At 52.8% G+C, this 19,965-nt stretch carries 13 protein-coding genes and 1 pseudogene; 13 read left to right on the top strand and 1 reads right to left on the bottom strand.

The window, feature by feature from the left end:
• Positions 1-2 precede the first annotated feature (2 nt).
• The 13 genes from ACFPMF_RS27490 to ACFPMF_RS27430 all read left to right on the top strand — a co-directional run bounded on the left by ACFPMF_RS27490 (position 3) and on the right by ACFPMF_RS27430 (position 19,556).
• Positions 3-1,526 carry an ATP-binding protein gene (locus ACFPMF_RS27490; RefSeq protein WP_379851297.1) on the top strand — a complete coding sequence of 508 codons (1,524 nt, stop codon included), beginning with the start codon at positions 3-5 and terminating at the stop codon, positions 1,524-1,526.
• Between the two features lie 45 nt (positions 1,527-1,571).
• Positions 1,572-1,952 (top strand): Hpt domain-containing protein, encoded by a 381-nt coding sequence (locus ACFPMF_RS27485; protein WP_379851295.1) that lies wholly within the window; start codon positions 1,572-1,574, stop codon positions 1,950-1,952.
• Between the two features lie 292 nt (positions 1,953-2,244).
• Positions 2,245-2,673: a response regulator transcription factor gene (locus tag ACFPMF_RS27480; protein ID WP_379851293.1), complete on the top strand. Its 429-nt coding sequence runs from the start codon at positions 2,245-2,247 to the stop codon at positions 2,671-2,673.
• Between the two features lie 21 nt (positions 2,674-2,694).
• Positions 2,695-3,864: a sugar transferase gene (locus tag ACFPMF_RS27475; RefSeq protein WP_379851291.1), complete on the top strand. Its 1,170-nt coding sequence runs from the start codon at positions 2,695-2,697 to the stop codon at positions 3,862-3,864.
• Complete coding sequence (locus tag ACFPMF_RS27470; protein WP_379851289.1) at positions 3,843-4,796, top strand: glycosyltransferase family 2 protein; 954 nt, start codon at positions 3,843-3,845, stop codon at positions 4,794-4,796. Before ACFPMF_RS27475 ends, ACFPMF_RS27470 begins: the two co-directional genes overlap by 22 nt.
• 11 nt (positions 4,797-4,807) lie before the next feature.
• Entirely contained in the window at positions 4,808-6,016 is a 1,209-nt protein-coding gene (locus ACFPMF_RS27465) for a glycosyltransferase family 2 protein (protein ID WP_379851287.1), read from the top strand.
• A 395-nt stretch (positions 6,017-6,411) separates the two neighbouring features.
• Positions 6,412-9,417 (top strand): SusC/RagA family TonB-linked outer membrane protein, encoded by a 3,006-nt coding sequence (locus ACFPMF_RS27460; protein ID WP_379851285.1) that lies wholly within the window; start codon positions 6,412-6,414, stop codon positions 9,415-9,417.
• A 65-nt stretch (positions 9,418-9,482) separates the two neighbouring features.
• Complete coding sequence (locus tag ACFPMF_RS27455; RefSeq protein WP_379851283.1) at positions 9,483-10,880, top strand: RagB/SusD family nutrient uptake outer membrane protein; 1,398 nt, start codon at positions 9,483-9,485, stop codon at positions 10,878-10,880.
• Positions 10,881-11,198: 318 nt separating this feature from the next.
• Entirely contained in the window at positions 11,199-14,243 is a 3,045-nt protein-coding gene (locus ACFPMF_RS27450) for a SusC/RagA family TonB-linked outer membrane protein (protein ID WP_379851281.1), read from the top strand.
• A complete protein-coding gene (locus ACFPMF_RS27445; protein WP_379851278.1) occupies positions 14,240-15,619 on the top strand; it encodes a RagB/SusD family nutrient uptake outer membrane protein in 1,380 nt (459 codons plus the stop codon). Before ACFPMF_RS27450 ends, ACFPMF_RS27445 begins: the two co-directional genes overlap by 4 nt.
• A gap of 61 nt (positions 15,620-15,680) precedes the next feature.
• A complete protein-coding gene (locus tag ACFPMF_RS27440; protein WP_379851276.1) occupies positions 15,681-16,511 on the top strand; it encodes a hypothetical protein in 831 nt (276 codons plus the stop codon).
• Between the two features lie 70 nt (positions 16,512-16,581).
• Positions 16,582-17,070, top strand: a complete 489-nt coding sequence (locus ACFPMF_RS27435) for a hypothetical protein (protein ID WP_379851274.1) — start codon at positions 16,582-16,584, stop codon at positions 17,068-17,070.
• A 71-nt stretch (positions 17,071-17,141) separates the two neighbouring features.
• A complete protein-coding gene (locus ACFPMF_RS27430; protein WP_379851272.1) occupies positions 17,142-19,556 on the top strand; it encodes a M43 family zinc metalloprotease in 2,415 nt (804 codons plus the stop codon).
• 112 nt (positions 19,557-19,668) lie between these two features.
• Here ACFPMF_RS27430 and ACFPMF_RS27425 read toward each other — a convergent pair.
• Positions 19,669-19,965, bottom strand: a pseudogene (locus tag ACFPMF_RS27425) (integrase core domain-containing protein); the annotation flags it as partial.

The following is a 19,965-nucleotide window of genomic DNA, read 5'->3' as shown; positions in this document are numbered from 1 at the left end:
TCATGGAAGCAAACCAACTCCATAAACTGCTTGCCCGGCAAATCAACAGGCATTTGCCGGAAGACTGGCTACAACACGAACAGTTTCAGCAGTTTATCAAAGCGGTTAATGATTCGTATCATAATTTTGACCGGGATAAGGAATTGTTCGAACATTCGTCGTTTCTGAACGAGCGCGAGTATACCGCGATCAACCAGAAGCTGAAAGAAGAGATCAGTCAGCGTCGGCAGTCGGAAGAAAAACTGATTGAGGCCATCCAGTCGATGGATATTCCGGATGGGGACGAAATGCCGGAATTTGGCCCCGAAAACCTCGTGTCGCTGGTCGATTTTCTGCAGAAACAGATTGAACACCGCAAACAGATTGAGCAGGAATTGCGGACAGCCAAGGAAGTGGCCGAAAACGCAACCCTGGCCAAATCCGATTTTCTGTCCATGATGAGCCACGAAATTCGGACGCCCCTCAACGGAATCGTCGGGATGACGTACCTGATGAGTCAGGAAGAAGTGACCCCGGCGCTGGCCGAAAACCTCAAGACGCTGCAATTCTCGATCGAGCACCTGCACGCATTGATCAACGATATTCTGGATTTCAGTAAAATCGAAGCGGGGAAAGTCGAATTGGAAGAGTCTAATTTTGATTTTAAGCACCTGGTTTCCAATATCAAACGGGCCCATCAGTTTAAGGCCGAAGAGAGTGGTACGCGGATTAAGCTAATGGTCGATGACGATATTCCGGACATTCTCATGGGCGATTCGCTGCGGATTGGGCAGGTGTTGTCGAACCTGGTTTCGAACGCAATCAAGTTTACGAAGCAGGGAACGGTGACCATCGAATTGTCGCTCCTGAAAAAGGACGACGAAGTGGCCTCAATTTATGTTTCGGTGCAGGATACCGGGATTGGCATTCCGCTGGAAAAACAGCAGGCTATTTTCGAGATGTTTACGCAGGCCAATTCGGCTACAACCCGGCAGTTTGGCGGAACCGGTCTGGGGCTGGTCATTACCCGGCGTCTGCTGGAACTGCACGGCAGCCAGATTGAAGTCGAAAGCGAGGAAGGCAAAGGCGCTAAATTTTTCTTTACGCTCGATTTACGCATCGGGTCGACGGTAAAGCAGAATTATGCGCTGACCGATAGCATCAACGATCAGACCCTGAAAGGGGTCCGGATTCTGCTCGTGGAGGACTATCCCGTCAATGTCAAGGTGGCGCTGAAATTCCTGAGCCGGTGGGGCGTCATTGTGGATGTGGCCGAAAACGGGCTGATCGGCTTCGAGAAGTTCCAGAAAGGCACTTACGACCTGATTCTGATGGATTTGCAGATGCCGGTCATGGACGGGTATACCTCGACCCGGCAGATTCGGGAAACTGATGCGAAAATTCCGGTCATTGCCCTGACCGCTTCGGCGACGTACAGCAACCGCGACCGGGCAATCGATGCTGGCATCAACGACTACGTAACCAAACCGTTCAATCCCAACGATTTATTTCAAAAAATCGCCAAGTATTGCCACCGGCTCAATTAGTTTCCAGCAGCCGGTTTTTGCTTTGCATTGTAACCCTCAACTGAAATGGTAAGTAGCCCACTCTCCAGCGACGATCGTTCCAACTGTCTGGACCGCGAGCGATTGGATTGCCTGTATGGAGATGATACCGAGACCTTTCAATCCACGATTGAAATGTTTCTGGAAGAAGTCACCCCTGTTTTTCTGGAACTTCCAACGCAGATCGAATCCCAGAACTGGGAAACCTTCACCTTGCTGACTCATCAGTTGCGGCCCTTGCTCGGCCTGGTAGGATTGACGACGCTGGAGAAAGAATTGCTGGCCATGGAGGAAAAGGCCAAAACGGAGCCGGATACCGAATTTTTACGGAATTCGTATCATCATTTTAATGCTGGTCTGGAACGAATGATTCCGTTATTAAATGCCGAACTGCAGCGGCTGGAGTAAATCCGGTCAAACTTGACGTAGTTTCAAATCGTTTGCTTTTAGCCAGACATTTGCCTGCTGGAAAAAAGAAAAATAAGAACTATTGCCCATCGATTTGTCGTTATTTGTGCGGAAACTGTCTATATTTATCAGACAATTTTAAAGACTTGATTAATGTAGTATGGTTTTTGATGATAGGCTCTATAAGGAGTGAAAGAGAGCCGATTAATCGGGTTGAATAACCACTTTGATGCCAGGACGCAACTGCTTGTTCATGCAACGGAAAGCAGCTTGTTAATTCGAAATATATTATATGGAAAATCAATACCATGTGCTTGTCGTAGAGGATGATACGTACATTCGGAAGGTACTGCGCCATACGCTGAAGTCGGAGTTTGTGATTACGACCATGAATAATGGGATTGAAGCGATGGACTGGCTGGAAGCAGGCAACCCCGTTGATATCATCATTACGGACCTGCAAATGCCTTACCTGAGCGGTCAGGACCTGATCCGGACCATTCGCGCCAGTTCGCTGCTCCGTCAGGTGCCCATTATCGTTCTGTCTACCTTTACCGACAGCGCCACCAAAATCGCCTGTCTGGAACAGGGGGCCGACGATTATATGATCAAACCGTTCAATCCGTTGGAGGTCAAGGCGAAAATCAATGCCATTCTGCGACGGACGGGGGATAAAAGCAACCCAGCGATGCCCGCGCCCGGAAATCGCCCAATTTTCTGATTTTCTTAGCTTTCGATCATTATGTTGACGGTATTAGCAAACGGAGCAACCTACCGGGTTTTGTATGTTGAAGACGATCCTCAGATGGCCACCGACTTTAACCAGGCCTTTGGCGAAACCGCTTCCATCACCACTGTTAACAGTATCAAAGAAGCCCTTTTTTGTCTGGAAGCCGATCCGGACATCGATTTGGTGGTCTTCAACGACCGCCTGAACGCAAAAAAGTTTCTGAATGCCATCCAGTCCATTCCGACTTCTGGCAAGCTCTCCACGATTCTGCTGACGGCAGAAGCTTCCATCGATCTGAGTGTTGAACCGTTTCGGGGGCGCGTTATTGATGTGTTCCACTACGGCTATTCAGAAGCGGCTTTTCAGACCCGGTTGTCGTATCTGATCCTGAAAAAACAGTACGCCGAAAGCGGTAACCAGACACCGAAAGCGCCTTCCGTCCGGATGCCGATTGGCAAGCGACTGTTCGACATTGTTTTTTCCTTCCTGCTGTTGTTACTCATTTCCCCTCTTCTGCTAATCGTGGCGATTCTGGTTAAACTAGATTCGAAAGGGCCGATTTTTTACGGTTCGAAACGGGTGGGCATGGGTTATAGGGTATTCAATATGTACAAGTTCCGGACCATGCGCACCGATGCCGATAAAATGCTTGCCAGTATGGCGTCGCGGAATATGTACAACATCAAAAAGCTGGAGGAACCCGCCGATCAGCTTTGTGAGGCCTGTCGGTTGGCCGGAACAGAATGCCAGAAACCGCTTTTTCTGGACGATAAGCAGGTTTGCGAGGATATCCATTTCCGCAACGAGAAAGCGAAGGCCATGTTTTCCAAGTTTAAGGAAGACCCCCGCGTCACCCGGTTGGGAAAGTTCCTGCGCAACACCAGTATCGATGAACTACCCCAGTTTTACAACATCCTGCGGGGTGATATGTCGTTTGTGGGAAACCGCCCATTGCCACCCTACGAAGCCGAAAAACTAACGGCCGCTGGCTACGCCAGGCGGTTTGCCGCACCGGCGGGTCTGACGGGCCTCTGGCAAGTGACTAAACGGGGGGGAGCAGTGGTTTCGGATCAGGAACGCATTCAACTGGATGTGCTTTATGCGAAGAAGTTTTCGTTTAAAACGGACCTGATGATCGTGATTCGAACGCTCAAGGCAATATGGCAGAAAGAGAACGTATAAACAGCGTTCCGCTGGTTTCGCTGATCACTATCAACTACAACCAGGCCGCCGTGACCTGTCAACTGCTCGAATCAACCCGGCGCTTGAAATACCCCCGGTTTGAAGTTATTGTGGTGGATAATGCGTCGAAGGAAGACCCGACAGACCGGATTGTAAAAGGCAGGTACCCGAATGTAAAAGTGGTACGGAGTTCCGAAAATCTCGGTTTTTCCGGTGGCAATAACCTGGGCATGCAGCACGCCCGTGGGGCTTACTTTTTCTTTCTGAATAACGATACCGAAGTGACGCCGGATTTGCTGGATCAACTGCTGGAACCTTTTAAAACCAACCCCGCCATCGGTATTGTCTGTCCCAAAATCCGGTATTTCGACCAGCCGACGGTGATTCAATACGCGGGTTATTTTCCGTTGAGCAAATTCACCGGTCGAACCTGGTCGATTGGATTGGGGGAGACGGACAAAGGACAGTATGACCGTTCGGGAGTTACGGATTTTGCCCACGGAGCCGCGATGATGGTGAGTCGGCGGGCGGTCGAGATTGGGGGCGCAATGGATGAGTCATTCTTCCTGTATTACGAAGAACTGGATTGGTCGATGCAGATTCAACGGGCTGGCTTTCAGATTTATTACCAGGCAGCAGCTTTGATTTACCACAAGGAATCGATCAGTGTCGGGAAGGCCAGTCCCATGAAGGTGTATTACCTCACCCGCAATCGGTTGCTGTTTATGCGGAGAAACGTCAGCGGTTTTCCGTTGTACGTTTTTATCCTGTATTATTTCTGTTTTGCCCTCACCAAAGCCGCATTCGTCTACGCAGTCAAGGGGCAGCTAACCTATCTGAATGCCCTGAAAAATGCCATAGTCTGGCATTTTACGCATAAAATCCGCCGTTCAAAAAACAATCTATCCTCACCCGCCGTAGCGGTTACTTAACGAATTCGCGTATGGAAATTTTACTGGCAATCTGCGTTGCACTGGTCGTCTATACCTATTTCGGATACGGCATTCTGGTATGGCTTCTCGTTCGAATTCGGGGCCGTCGTCCCGCCCTGAACACGGCCGAAGCGTTCTCGCCCGACGTTACCCTGATTGTTCCGGCGTATAACGAGCTGCCATGTTTATCCGACAAAGTAGCGAATTCATTTTCGCAGGAATATCCCGCTGAACACCTTCATTTTTTGTTTGTGACAGAAGGGTCGAACGATGGTTCATCGGAGTTTTTGCAGGCAACTTACGGCCCAAAACTGGGCATCATGGCTGGCACGGAACGCCGGGGCAAAGTGGCCGCCATGAACCGGGCGATGCAAAAGATCACCACGCCCATTGCCATTTTTACCGATGCCAATACGATTCTGAACAACATGGCTGTCCGGCGGTTAGTGGATCATTTCCGCGATCCGAACGTGGGGGCAGTGGCCGGTGAAAAGCGCATTCTGACCAGCGACAGTGAGTCGGCGGCTGGCTCGGGAGAGGGCTTGTATTGGAAATATGAATCCTTTCTGAAACGGCTGGACGCGGACTTGCACACGATTGTGGGCGCGGCTGGCGAGCTGTTTGCCGTGCGGACCGAACTGTATGAGCCGGTAGAGCCCGACACGATTCTGGATGATTTTATCATTTCGCTGCGGATTGCCGGACGTGGTTACCGGGTGGCCTACGAACCGGAAGCCTACGCCATGGAGCGTCCGTCGTTTTCGATCCTGGATGAGCAGAAACGCAAAATCCGGATTGCTGCGGGCGGTTTTCAGTCGATTGTTCGCCTGCGTTATTTGCTGAATATTTTTCGCTACGGCTGGCTCACCTTCGAGTACGTTTCGCACCGGGTGATGCGGTGGGCGGTGGCTCCTTTCTGTTTGCCGCTGATTTTTCTGGCCAATGCGTGGCTGGCGGTTCGGGAGTGGCTGACGCCTTCTTCCGGGAATTATGCCTGGACGGTTTTGTTTGCGCTCCAGTCGTTATTTTACGCGGCTGCCTGGATGGGCTATCGGCTAGAAAAGAAGAATTTACGCTGGAAACTGCTGTTTGTTCCGTTTTACTTCACGTTCATGAATGCCTGCGCCCTGGCCGGTTTGATGCGGTATCTGAAAGGCAGCCAGTCGGGCACCTGGGAAAAAGTGCGACGCGCGGGCGAAGTAGAGCTGAAAGCGCCTTAAATGTGGTTTTTCTTGGCCCATTCTTTTCTGATTATTACGAATCCGGAGACAGCTGCCCCAATGGCCTTCCTGTCCGAAAATCAGGTAGTTGCTGAACGCCATCCCCAAAGTCTAACTCCCCCATGTGGTTCGCCCGGGGCCGGGTGCCCTCCGGTCTGAAAGTGAAGACTTTTTTTGTAATGTACTGATTACTAGTGTTTTTGATTCGAGCTGCCTTCGGGCATCTTCCCTTTCTTTGGTTATTTCTCTAGGTTTGGTATGTCTGCATACAATTTTTTTGATCCCAGGCTTCCTCTTATCCCCCGGTTTGCATTAAATTGCACTTAGGTTATTTCCCATTTATTGGGGGATATACTTCGTTAATTCATCATTTTCAACAAACCAAACCTATTTGTATGAGAAAATCATTACTGCTTAGCTGTCTGCTAACCGCATGGGTGTGGGCATCAGCTATGGCGCAGGATCGGCAGGTGACGGGAAAGGTCACCTCCGCCGACGACGGATCCGTGTTGCCGGGCGTATCCATTCAATTGAAAGGAAGTACGCGCGGAACCCAGACGGATGCCAACGGTAGCTACTCGATGACTGTCCCCAACTCAGGCGGATCATTGATTTTCAGTTTCATCGGGACCGTTACCCAGGAAGTTGAAATTGGAAACCGGAGTACCATCGACGTTAAACTGGTGAATGATACGCGCGCCCTGAGCGAAGTGGTCGTTGTGGGGTACGGAACCCAGCAACGCCGGGATCTGACCGGTTCGCAACTGACCGTAAAAGGCGACGAAATTGCCAAACTGCCGGTTCAGACGTTCGAAACCGCCTTGCAGGGCCGGACGCCGGGTGTGCAGATTACACAGGGAAGCGGCAAACTGGGTTCAGCCTTGCAGATTCGCGTTCGCGGAGCAGCCTCGATTTCAGCAGGAAACGAGCCGTTGTATGTCCTGGATGGGATTCCCATTACGTCGCAGGACGTCAATACCACTGATACGGAATTGTTCAGCCCGTTGGCGGATATCGACCCCAACGACATTGAATCCATTGAAATTCTGAAAGATGCGTCGGCTTCAGCCATTTACGGATCGCGGGCCAGCAACGGAGTTGTGCTGATCACAACCAAGCGTGGGAAAGCCGGTCGGACTAATATTCAGGTTGGCTACTACACGGGCATCACGAATGCGACTCGCAAACGGGAATTTCTGAATGCTGCCGAATACAAGGAACTCTTCACGGAATCCCTAACCAATGCAGGGGTTGATCCCAACGATCCGAGCGACGGTTTTCCAGGATATGGCCTGGATCAGAATTCAACCGTTGATAGTGACTGGGCCAGTGCGGCTTTCCGCCAGGGTGCAGTTAATCAGGCCAATTTTGGAATCAATGGCGGGAATGAAAAAACCCGTTTCAGCCTGACCGGTGCGACCAACAAGCAGGTCGGTTTTATCGTAGGGAACAATTTCCGCCGGAATAACATGCGGTTGAATCTCGACCATAACATCAGCAATAAGTTCAGCGTTGGGGCCAGTATTGCCTTTTCCAACATTGTCAACAAGAAAGTGTCCGGCGATAATGCCTTCTCAAACCCCATTCAGTTGAACGCTTTACCGCCAATTCAGCCGATTTACAGCGCAACCGATCCAACGGGGTACAACCGGCAGACTTTTTATTACAACAACCTGGTTGAACTGGATAACGCATCCAATTACGCCCGCACGTTCCGCACATTCGGTAACATTTTCGGGCAATACCAGCTTTTGCCGGGGCTGTCGTTCCGGACCGAATACGGTTTTGATGTGCTGAACCTTCAGGAAGAAATTTACCAGGGACGGCTAACCGAAGATGGGGCACCGACCGGTTACGGCTACCAGGCCATGACCCGGGTGAACAACTGGACGACGAACAACACGCTGAGCTACCTGAAAAACATCGGTACCGATCACAGCATCGATGTGCTGGTTGGGATGACGTACCAGGAGCAGAACATTCAGGCGGTGTCGGCTACGGGCCGGAATTTTCCGAACGACAAGTTTCAGGAACTCGCCAGTGCCAGCCAGAAAACCGATGCCAGTTCAACCGAAACCGGTTTCAGCATTCTTTCATACCTGGCCCGCGCCAACTATAAATTCAAAGACCGGTACCTGATCGGTCTGACGGGCCGGATCGATGGTTCGTCGCGCTTCGGGGCCAATAACCGTTACGGTTTTTTTCCATCGGCTTCGGTGGGCTGGATTCTGAATGACGAACCTTTCATCAAAGATGCGCTTCCAATTCTGAGTTTGCTGAAACTGCGGGCCAGCTACGGACTAACCGGAAACTCAGAAATTGGTAACTTCGATTCACGGGGCTTATACGGTACAATTAATTACGGCGATCAGGTCGGGATTCGGCCGTCGCAGGTGGCCAATGCGGCTTTGCGCTGGGAAAAATCGACGCAGTTTGATGTGGGGCTGGAGTTTGGGTTCCGCAATAACCGGATCAACGGACAGATCGATTTTTACAACAAAATTACCGACGACCTGCTGCTGAACGTACCGCAACCCGCCATCAACGGGTTTTCAACCATCGCCCGCAACATTGGTAGTTTGCGCAACCGGGGTGTCGAATTCAGCATCACCTCGCAAAACCTCGTTGGCGCCTTCCGCTGGTCGACCAACTTCAACATTTCGTTCAACCGCAACAAAGTAACGAAACTGAACGTGTCGCCGATTCGGGCCAACTCGCGCTTCCTGAGCTACGTAACGGAAGGCAAACCGCTGGGCGTTTTCTACGGTAAAAAATACGTTGGTGTCGATCCGGCAACGGGGGATGCGCTGTATCAAGGTTCGGATGGTCAGCCGACCAACGACTACGCATCGGCGCCGGAATTGTTCGTGGGCGATCCGAACCCGGATTTTACGGGCGGTTTGAACAACAACTTCTCCTACAAAGGGTTCGACCTGAGCGTGCTGTTGCAGTTTGTTTCGGGGAATGATCTGTTCAACGTCGCGGGTATTTATCAGTCAGTGAATGGGGATTATTTTGATAACCAGACCAAAGACCAGATGAAGCGCTGGCAAAAACCGGGTGATGTTACGGATGTTCCACGCGCCGAGTTTGGGGCTGCCAACGGGACCGGTATCTCATCACGCTGGATGCAGGATGGTTCATTCCTGCGGGTGAAAACCGCAACACTGGGCTACAACCTGCCAAGCAGGTTGTTGAAAAAAGCCTTCATCCAGACGGCCCGTGTGTATGTTTCAGGCTTGAACCTGTTTACGTTTACGAATTATACCGGCTATGATCCGGAAGTGAACACGCAGTATGTTAACTCAACCAATCAGACGGCCAACATTGCGTTAGGACATGATTTTTATACGCCCCCGCAGGCCAAAACCATTACGTTTGGCGTGAATCTTGGCTTTTAAAGGTGGTCTTTCTGTCGTTCAGGACTAACAGAAGAAAACCGGTTGACTAAAATCAAAACTTGACAATGAAAAAAACAATCATATCCTTAAGTCTGGCGATGGCGTTGGGTATTACAGCCTGCGACAAGAAGTTGGACCTTGAACCCCGGCAGTCGGTCGATGCTGAAACGGCTCTGTCGTCGGCACAGGACGTTGAAAGTGCGCTGATTGGTACTTACGGTGTCTTTTCCGGTACCGGTGGCGGACTTGCCGACGGTGAATTGTACGGCACCAACCTGAATTTGTTGCCCGAACTGCTGGCTTCCGATAATTATGTGGCCTGGCGCGGTTCGTTTGCGAGTTACCGGGAAGTAACCAGCCGACAGATGCTGGCGACCAACGCCGAGGCACAGCGGACCTGGATTACGGCCTATCAGGTGATCAACGTCGCTAATAACATTCTGGAGTCGCTCGATAAAGTGCCCGATGCGAACCAGCGGACGGCTTTTGAAGGGGAAGCACACTTCCTGCGCGGGATTATGTATTTCGAACTGGTTCGTTTGTTTGCCCTGCCCTGGGGGGCAACCGCTGCCAACGATCAACCCGGTGTTCCGCTCGTGTTACGGGCCACCAGGACGCAGGAGCAAGCCGCCGAAACCCGGGCGCGCAATACCGTAGCGCAGGTGTATACGCAGGTGATCGACGACCTGACCAAAGCAGCAGCCCAGATGCCGGAAGAGAACGAATTGCGGGCTACGAAATTTGCCGCGCTGGCTTTTCTGTCGCGGGTCTATCTGCAGCAATCGGATTATGCCAAGGCGTTAGCAGCCGCTAACCAGGTCATCGAATCCGGTAATTACCAGTTAAATCCGGCTGTGACGACGGTTTTCCGGAACAAGAACACGGCCGAGAGTGTGTTTGAAATTCAGGAAAATACCCAGAATAATCCCGGAACGAGCAACGACGGGCTGACAACTTTATACGCCAGCATTCCGGCGGGGGGCGCAGCGATTGGCCGGGGTGACATACAGGTTCTGAATGAATTCGTGGCTACGTATGACTCAACGGATGCCCGGCGGAAGGACTTGTTTTATATCGGCGTCAAAGGGGGCGGCTCCCGGTATTATACCGGAAAATGGGCGGATTTCTACGCCAACATTCCCGTCATCCGCTTGTCCGAAATGCTGCTGACCCGCGCGGAATGCAACCTGCGGCTTTCGACCACAACGGGTGCGACGCCTGCGGCCGACCTGAATGCGGTTCGTACCCGGGCGGGGCTGGCACCGATTGCCGCACCCACGTTGGCCAATGTGCTGAACGAGCGTGTCAAGGAATTGGCATTTGAAGGCTTGCGTCTCCATGATATCAAGCGCACCAAAGGCAAAACCGGTGATTTTAATTGGAATGATCCCAAGCTGGTGCTGCCCATCCCGAAACGGGAAGTGGATGCCAATAGCCAGCTGGTGCAGAACCCGGGGTATTGAGGCTGAACAGGGGAGACTCGAAAATGGGTATTTTTAGCAGTCTGTGACTCTCCGTTCTCCCTTTATTTTCTGCTTTCTTTTTCCCATCAATAAAAAATGCCGGACCTTTGGGTTCGGCATTTTTTATTCTGCACAATCACAACGTTTTCCGAAAATAAAGCGTCATTGTGAATGTTACACATTTTTTATTCGTGTATACATCGGTTGGGCCGACTTAGACGTTTATTGTTTTGAAAAATAAGTATATTGAACATCCAAATGCACGGATGAGCCGCTTATACTGTCATTCCGTTCCGTTAAACACCCAGTAACCTGTAGATGAGAAAACGTTTTACTTTTTTAGGTGGTTGGTTAGTACTCATGGTCCTGACGGGAAGTCTGGCAGTTGGGCAGGCTCGCCGGGTGACGGGCCGGGTAACCGCAGCCCAGGACGGATCCACGCTGCCCGGCGTGAACGTCGTGGTGAAAGGAACCACTGTCGGCGTTAGCACTGATGCCGATGGTAATTACACCATCAATGTCCCCGATGACAAGAGTATCCTGACGTTTTCGTCCATCGCCCTGGTGACCCAGGAGATTCCAATCAACAACCGCTCCGTGATCAACGTCCGGATGGTCGAGGCCGTCAACGAACTGGCGCAGGTGGTTGTCACCGGGTATAATTCGGTGCAGAAAAAAGATATCACCGGGTCGATGGTTTCGGTAACCAGCGATAAATTCAAGGAAATTCCGGTCGCCAGTTTTGACCAGGCGCTGCAGGGGCAGGCCGCCGGTGTGCTGGTAACCCAGTCGTCGGGAACACCGGGGGGCGGGATTACCGTCCGGGTGCGGGGCAGCACGTCCATTTCGGCCAGCAACCGCCCGTTGTTCATTGTCGATGGCGTTCCGGTGGAAGACGGATTGCTGTCGTCGCGGGATTTCGGCGGCCAGAACGATAATGCATTTTCGCTGCTGAATCCGAACGACATCGAGTCGATTCAGGTCTTGAAAGACGCGTCGGCCAAAGCCATTTACGGGTCACGGGCGGCCAATGGCGTGGTTCTGATTACGACAAAAAAGGGAAAAGCCAATCAGAAAACGACCTTTGTGGCCGAAGTGCAGCGCGGGATGACGGAAATTGTGAAACGGCCCGATCTCCTGAATTCAGCCGAACTGCTGGAACTGCAACGCGAAGCCGTCATCAATGCGGGACAGGATCCGGATAAAATGGGCTTGATCAAAGGCGTTACCGACGGCGTCAATACCGACTGGGTCGATGCGGTTTTGCGGAAGGGCGTCTATCAGCAATACCAGCTTTCGGCCAGTGGCGGCAATGAAAAGACCCATTTTTACCTCAGCGGCAACTACCGGGATGAGGAAGGCATTCAGTTGAACAACCGCTTTACCCGGATGTCGGGCAAGCTGAGTTTCGACCACAAGGCCAACTCGGCGCTGTCCTTCGGAACCGATATTACGCTGGCGCGCACGTTGAACAAACGCGTCAAGGGCGACAACTTCCTGGATGGGGTCTATTCCGGCGCCGTAAAATCGCTGCCGTTTTATTCGCCCTACAACGAACAGGGAAAGCTCTACGGCCCCAGTGATCCGAACTACGCCGGTTTTCCGAACTTCAACCCGGTTGCCCAGGCGCTTCTACCCCGGTTTGATACCTATACGGTTAAAATCCTGAGCGGTTTATGGGCCGAATACGAACTGCTCCAGAACCTGCGGTTCCGCTCGAAAGTAAGCATCGACTACAACCAGGTAACGGAAGACCAGTTTGAGTCGTCGGCCACCGCCATTGGCGGGTATCTGCAAGGTGTCGGAGGGAAGGGGTACGGCGTCTATACATCGGGAACCTACACGACTTTTATTAATACCAATACCCTGACGTATAATTTCCTGGTGAACGAAAAACACCGGTTTAACGCGCTGGCGGGACTGGAAATTCTGCAACGGCAGGAACGCTCCGGGAGCGTGACGGGCCGTTTGTTTCCGAGTGACGATTTTACGTACATTACCTCGGCGGGGATTGTCGATAACGGGTTTTCCAATTACCTGCAAAGCGGCCTGATCTCGACCTTTGCCGAATTCCGGTACGATTACGACGAGAAATACCTGGCGACGGTAACGGCCCGCTACGACGGTTCTTCCCGTTTCGGGAAAGACCGGCAGTTTGGTTTGTTTCCCTCGGTTTCGTTGGGCTGGCGGCTTTCGCAGGAGAAATTCCTGGAATCCTACCGGTTTCTGGATGATCTGAAACTACGGGCCAGCTACGGTTTTACGGGTAACGAGCGGATTGGCGATTACCAGTTTCTGGGAACCTGGGCCGCTGTCACCTACAGCGGGGCGTCCGGTTTAGGGCCAGATGCCCTGGCGAACCCGACCTTGCAGTGGGAGCGGACCCGCGAAGCCAACATTGGGCTGGATGCCAGACTGTTCAGCGGGCGGCTCTCTTTCTCGATCGATGCCTACGATAACCTGACTGACCGCTTGTTGTTCGCGCAACCGATTCCGTCGACCACCGGTTTTGGAACGGTGCAGGGAAATATCGGGAAAATATCCAACCGGGGGCTTGAACTGATGGTTTCAACGGTCAATTTCGACCGGGGCGGTTTTCGCTGGAATACCGATATAAATCTGTCGCGTAACATCAACAAGGTAGTCGAGTTAGCCAACGATGGCCCGCTGTTCCGTGGGTACTCGGCCAACGGGGTTGGGAGTACGAATGTGGTGCTGCAGGGCGAACCACTGGGTTCGTTCTGGGGGCTGAAGTTCCTGGGCGTCGATCCGGCCACGGGCGACGCCATTTACGACGACAAGAACGGCGATGGCCGGATTACGAGCGATGATGGTCAGGTAATCGGAAACGCCCAGCCCAAGCTTTTCGGCGGACTTACCAACCGGTTTTCATTCAAAGGCTTCGATCTGAACGTCTTTTTTCAGGGCTCCTACGGCAACAAAATCCTGAATTTTACGAGTGTGACTTCCGTCAATACCGGCGCGGATCTGCAAAGCAACCAATCGCGGAAGGCCCTGGAGCGCTGGCAAAAACCGGGTGATATTACCAGCGTACCCCGCTATGTTTACCAGAATACGTATAATAACTACCACAGTAGCCGGTTTCTGGAAGATGGTTCGTACCTGCGTCTGAAAAACGTATCGCTGGGTTATAATCTGCCCAAGAAATACGTCGATCGGTTCCGGATTGTCTCCAACGCCCGCATTTTTGCTTCGGCCACGAACGTCTGGACCTGGACGCGCTACAGTGGGCCGGACCCGGAGGTGAGCACCCTGGATGGCTCGACAACGGCTCAGGGCATCGATTTTTTCACCTTGCCGCAGTATAAAACCCTGATGGTGGGAATCACCTTAAATTTATGACACGATTCTTTCGCTATACCGCTATTCTGGCGACGGCCTGGCTGGCGTCCTGCACCACCGTTCTGGAACCGAAACCGGTGGACCTGCTGGTCGATAACCTGGTGCTGAACGAACCGGCCGACGTGGAACCGGCCCGGATTGGTGCCTATGCGGCTCTTCGGGGCATGGCTGCATCCAATATGATGGCCGGCGATTTTACGGCCGACTACATTCGCCACAACGGGACCTTTACGGACGAACGGGAGTTTGGAACCAAGCAGATCACTCCTTCCAACGGGGTCGTGGCTTCGCTCTGGAGCAATCTGTACCGGACCATTTACGTCGCCAATTTTATTCTGGAACGGCTGCCGACGGTCAGTGGTGTGCCCGAGGCAACCCGGAAGCAGGTGATGGCCGAAATGAAATTTCTGCGCGGTTACGCCAACTTCATCGGGGCCAATACGTACGGTGATATTCCGAAAGTGACAACGACCGATCAGGCCACTAACCGCAACATCCCGAAAACCGCCAAGGCCGACATTCTGGCGCTGGTGCTGGAAGACTGGAAGGCCGCCGAAGCTGACCTGGCCTCGATTGAACCCGGTTCGACGGCTACGGTGGTCAACGGGACGTACGCCAATAAAATCAGCGCACGGGCGATGCTGGCGCGGTATTATCTGTACCAGAAAAATTGGGCGCAGGCCGAGCAATACGCGACGCAGGTCATCGATGCGAAGGTCTACGCGCTGGAGCCTAATTTTGAAGACATCGTCAACAAAGACTTTACGAAGGAGTCGATTCTGGAAGTGGGTTACGCACTGACCGATGATCCGGGAACCGGCGCTTTTTCGCTCACGAATCTTTACCTGGGTCGCCGGGAAGTGATTCCGTCCGATCAGGTCATTTTGTTGCTGGCTTCGACGGAATCCGGGACGCGTCGGGCGACGATTTCGTTCAACTCGGCGAATCTCAACGGCGACGATAATGGTTGGACGGTGCAGAAATACGGCACGGCCGACAACGATAACAACAACATTGTGCTGATGCGGCTGGCGGAAATGTACCTGATTCGGGCCGAGGCACGGGCTCAGCAAAATAAGCTGACCGGCGCCAACGGAGCCATTGCCGACCTGAATGTGTTGCGGGCGCGGGCGAAAGCCCCGAATGTGGCCGCTACGAGCCAGTCCGAAGTGTTATCGGCCGTCGAACGGGAGCGGGTGTATGAACTGGCGTTCGAAGGACACCGCTGGTTTGACCTGATCCGGACCGGCCGGGTGCAGGCGGTCATGTCGGCTTTTTCGCCCAACTGGAATGTCAAGTACGAACGCTGGCCGATTCCACAGGGCGAAATCCAGCGAAACCCCGCTTTGAAGGACGCCCAGAACCCGGGCTACTGACAGTTAAAAATGATAAGTTAAGCGTTAACGGAACCCTGACTTGAGTTGAATCTGGATCATAATGAGATATCTTAAATACATAGTAGCGGTTTTAACGGTACTGACGATCGGCTGGGTGGTGGTGGCCTGCGAAGAACAGGACCTGGACCGCACCTTTGAGGGACCCTACTTTGTGCGGTTTACCGATTCCTCCCTGACCTACAAGGAAAGCTACAACAAGGTGGTTTCGGTGCGGGTCCATCATGTCGGGCCGCAGCTGGATCAGCCGATTACCGTGCATTATACCATTGCCGGAACCGCCCGCGAAGGAAAAGATTTTTCGATCGAAGGCACGAAGGGAACGGTTACCATTCCGGCCAAACAGAGCTTTGGGGAAATCAAAGTCCGGCTGATCAACAACGCCAACAACATTCTGGAGTCGCAGAATATTGTCTTTACCCTGACCGATGTGGAGCCCTCCACCTTAAAGATCGGTTTGGGAAATGCGGGTTTGCTTGGGAAAAATCTCACGTTTACCATTCAGGACGACTGCCTGTTGAGTGGAACCTATACCGGGACGCTGCGGGTTGGTAATCAGTCGGTTTCGGTGAAAGATATTGATATTGTCAGCACGGATTGTAAAACCTATACGGTGACCAACTGGAACATCGGGCTTTTTAGTTTTGAAGCCATTAAAGCCACCCTGACTTTTACCGACAACGGCGATAATTCCCTGACGATTCCGGTGCAATCGAATTCCGAGCTGGCGGCTCCGCGGGATACGATCAGTGGCGTGGGTTCCTGGAATCCGCAAAACCGGCAAATTTCGCTGAACGTTCGGTTGAAAGTGCGGCCGGATGGGGCCACGAAAGACACTTTATTGACAATCCCGTTGACATATATTCCGCAGTAAAGCGGTTTTGCAGAAACGAATCGATATCGCTAAAATGACGGGCCAGACGGTCTGCAAATGGGTCTAACTTATGAAAGCATTCGTACGAATTTTCCTTGTTCCGATGGCCCTGCTGGCATTATTTGCCGGTTGCTCGGAAAAACTTGAGCCTAAACCCGTCACCTATAGCCAGTTACTGACCGGGACGGAAAAGAAAGCCTGGCGAATGGTGTCTTTCCAGATTTTTGATAACAAAAAATCCGATGGTGTCCAGAACGTGCAGACCATTATGGCATCCTGCGAAGCCGACGATCAGTACGTTTTTTACGCCAATAGCGATCATAAATTCGAATATACGAACGGTCCGTCCAAATGCGACACGAGTGAACCGGACGTGATTTTCGACGACACCTGGACGCTCATCAACGGCAATGCGTCGCTGGAATTTGTCATTCCGCTGCTGGGAGGCAAATTCCCCTGGACGGTCCGGAACCTGACCGAAACGTCGCTGACAGTAGAGTATTTTTTTCCGGATATCGACGCCAGTTACCGGTTCACGTTTAATTCCACGACCAAATAGAAGGTGCTAAGCGGAGTAGCGCCGGTTGTCTGGATTGACCCGCTGAGCCCTGGATAAATTGTTTTGCTTTTATGTTCAAACGTATACTTTTTTCCCTGGGCGCCCTGACGTGTACGCTCAGTACATTGGTCGCCCAGAACATTCCCGCCTGGCAGAAACTGGCCAGCCAACCGGCGCGGGAGCAATGCGCTACCATGCAGATGGACAGCGCTATCCGGGCTAAATTCCCCACCGAAATGGGTACTCGGGCGGCTTTTGAAAAAACACTCCAGGAACGGATCGAACAAATCCAGAAGCTCGAACGGACGGGCCGACTGGCCGACGCGGTGCTGACCATTCCGGTGATTGTGCACGTTGTCCATGCCGGTGAAACCGTCGGAACGGGGCGGAACATCAGCGAAGCGCAGGTGAAATCGCAGCTGGAAACGCTCAACGAAGACTTCCGCCGGAAAGTCGGAACCCGCGGTTTTAACGATAACCCGAATGGGGCTGATATCGAAATCGAATTCTGCCTGGCGGCTATCAATCCTTCCGGCGGCACGATGGCCGAACGCGGAATCGACCGGATCAACGGGGCCTCCAACTTCGGGAAGTCGAGCTGGAGCAAGGCCGATATCGACGGCGTTCTGAAACCGAATACCTACTGGGACCCCGAAAAATACTTCAACATCTGGGTCGTTGATTTTGCCCCCACCGACGACCGGTTGCTGGGTTACGCCCAGTTTCCGAGCCAATCGACGCTGACGGGCCTCAGCCCCAACATGGGAGCGGGGAGTACTGATGGGGTCGTAATCCGGTATCAATCGTTCGGAAACGCTGAAAAAGGCAATTTCCCGGTGATGCAGGCTCCGTATAACCTCGGGCGGACACTGACCCATGAAGTGGGCCACTGGCTGGGTCTGATCCACATCTGGGGAGATGCCAACTGCGGAAACGACTTTGTCGACGACACCCCGACGCAGGCATCCGAAAGCCGGGGATGTATGAAAGGCCGGGTGAGCTGCGGGGGAACCAACATGGTGGAGAATTACATGGATTATTCCGACGATGCTTGTTTCAATGTTTTTACCAGGGGCCAGAAAACCCGGATGCGGGCGGTGATGCAATTTGCCGTTCGGCGGGCTAACCTGGTCAATTCCAATGTCTGCGGTACGTCCGTGGTGAGTCGTCCCACGTCCAACTTCCGGGCCGAAAACGTGAAAGTCCTGTTAGGCGCGCAGGTGCGTTTTACGGATCTTTCGACCAATTTCCCGACGAGCTGGCAATGGACGTTTGAAGGTGGGTCGCCCTCGACCTCCTCGGAGCAGAACCCGGTGGTGACGTATGCAACGGCGGGCAAGTTTAAGGTCACCCTCGTGACGGCCAATTCAGCCGGATCATCGGCTCCGGTGGTGAGGGAGCAATACATCGAAGTGCTGAATGTCGGTTTATGCGCCGATCAAACCAATTTCAGCGGGACGCGAACCGTCTTGCGACAACCCGGCGGAACCGGTTATGTGGCCGGACAAAATAGCCGGAAAACCAGGGCGGTTTCCGAATTCTTTGAAAACTCGCTGGGTTATAATAACATGCACGCAGCCTCGCTCCGGTTTGGGGTAGCAAAGGCCGCCAAAGGGGCCGAAACCGAAGCTGTGGTGACCGTTATGGTCTGGAACGCCCGCGGTTTTCAGAGTGGGCCGGGGGCGGTGTTGGAAACGAAGGATGTTCCGCTGCGGACCATTCTGGACGATGTGGCGAATAACCGGGCGACGAACGTCGTCTTTGAGCGAAACGTGCCGCTGAGTGGGTTGCCGTTCCATATTGGGATTGCCCTGAATTACGTAGCCGGTGATACGGTGGCGCTGGTCACGACCCGAGACGGAGAATCGCTGACGGGTACATCCTGGGAACAGAATGCGGCCGGGGAATGGGAGCGGTACCGGATCCGGCAGGGGCTGAACGTGTCGCACGATATTACGGCGAATGTCGGAATGAAACCGTCGGTGCAGATCACGGCCTCGTCGCAGTTTGTAGGGCCGGGCGAAGCCGTGACGCTCAACGCCCGGGGGGCCAGTATCTTTAGCTGGACCGGCCAGAATCTGAGTACCACGCTGGGGGCGCAGGTCATCGCCCGCCCAACGGCCACTACCTCGTACACCGTCACCGGTTCGGGGCTGGATTTGTGCAGCACCACGGCAACGGCCCGGATTTTTGTCCGTCCGGGAACGGTGACGGAAGTGCCGACCAACCAGCCGGATCAGGCCTTGATGATTACGCCCAACCCCAGCGACGGGCTGACGACCTTATCCTTCCGCAACAGCAGCCGGGGTGTGCTGACGGTCTCGGTCCGCAACGTGGCTGGTGTCGAAGTGCTGAAACAGCAATTCCAGAAAACCGACGACGGTTTTGAGCGAAATCTGGATTTGCGAACGATGGCCGGTGGGCTTTATCTGGTTGAGGTCCGAATTGGGACGCAGGTGGTCAGGAAGAAGATTGTGAAGTATTAAATTGTTTTTGGAAATGAACATTATTTTTCTATTGTAAGTACCCCAAATCTCAGACAGTAGCAATTAGAGTTTCTTCATTTTTGACCTTGACCCAAATCTTGGACAGCCAAAACTAGAAAATCAGGCTTTCTTTTTCTTTAATTTTCTTCCCCTTTCCCACCTCGTCAGGCGTCAGGTTTCCTAACGAACTGTGCGGGCGGTATGAGTTATACTCCTGTCGCCAAGCTTCAATTTTTTCTCGAGCGTCTTCCAATGACAAAAACCAGTGCGCGTTTAAACACGCATCCCGAAAACTCCCATTAAATGACTGCGCGGGCAGCCCCGTCAATAAATGGGTTATCAGTGGGTTTACCAGGGCGAGAAAAGTCGAGTGTCACCTTGTTATCATATGCCGGCACGGGCCGCCCCG

The organism is Larkinella bovis (genome assembly GCF_042655385.1).
In the GTDB taxonomy this organism is placed as follows: Bacteria; Bacteroidota; Bacteroidia; order Cytophagales; family Spirosomataceae; genus Larkinella; species Larkinella bovis.
The sequence above is the reverse complement of the archived record's forward strand: the minus strand, read 5'-3'. Positions and strand labels throughout refer to the sequence as shown.

Bases quoted from the DNA above. Each gene is read 5' to 3' on its own strand.
- ACFPMF_RS27490 (WP_379851297.1), top strand. From the start codon at position 3: ATGGAAGCAAACCAACTCCATAAACTGCTTGCCCGGCAAATCAACAGG.
- ACFPMF_RS27485 (WP_379851295.1), top strand. From the start codon at position 1,572: ATGGTAAGTAGCCCACTCTCCAGCGACGATCGTTCCAACTGTCTGGAC.
- ACFPMF_RS27480 (WP_379851293.1), top strand. From the start codon at position 2,245: ATGGAAAATCAATACCATGTGCTTGTCGTAGAGGATGATACGTACATT.
- ACFPMF_RS27475 (WP_379851291.1), top strand. From the start codon at position 2,695: ATGTTGACGGTATTAGCAAACGGAGCAACCTACCGGGTTTTGTATGTT.
- ACFPMF_RS27470 (WP_379851289.1), top strand. From the start codon at position 3,843: ATGGCAGAAAGAGAACGTATAAACAGCGTTCCGCTGGTTTCGCTGATC.
- ACFPMF_RS27465 (WP_379851287.1), top strand. From the start codon at position 4,808: ATGGAAATTTTACTGGCAATCTGCGTTGCACTGGTCGTCTATACCTAT.
- ACFPMF_RS27460 (WP_379851285.1), top strand. From the start codon at position 6,412: ATGAGAAAATCATTACTGCTTAGCTGTCTGCTAACCGCATGGGTGTGG.
- ACFPMF_RS27455 (WP_379851283.1), top strand. From the start codon at position 9,483: ATGAAAAAAACAATCATATCCTTAAGTCTGGCGATGGCGTTGGGTATT.
- ACFPMF_RS27450 (WP_379851281.1), top strand. From the start codon at position 11,199: ATGAGAAAACGTTTTACTTTTTTAGGTGGTTGGTTAGTACTCATGGTC.
- ACFPMF_RS27445 (WP_379851278.1), top strand. From the start codon at position 14,240: ATGACACGATTCTTTCGCTATACCGCTATTCTGGCGACGGCCTGGCTG.
- ACFPMF_RS27440 (WP_379851276.1), top strand. From the start codon at position 15,681: ATGAGATATCTTAAATACATAGTAGCGGTTTTAACGGTACTGACGATC.
- ACFPMF_RS27435 (WP_379851274.1), top strand. From the start codon at position 16,582: ATGAAAGCATTCGTACGAATTTTCCTTGTTCCGATGGCCCTGCTGGCA.
- ACFPMF_RS27430 (WP_379851272.1), top strand. From the start codon at position 17,142: ATGTTCAAACGTATACTTTTTTCCCTGGGCGCCCTGACGTGTACGCTC.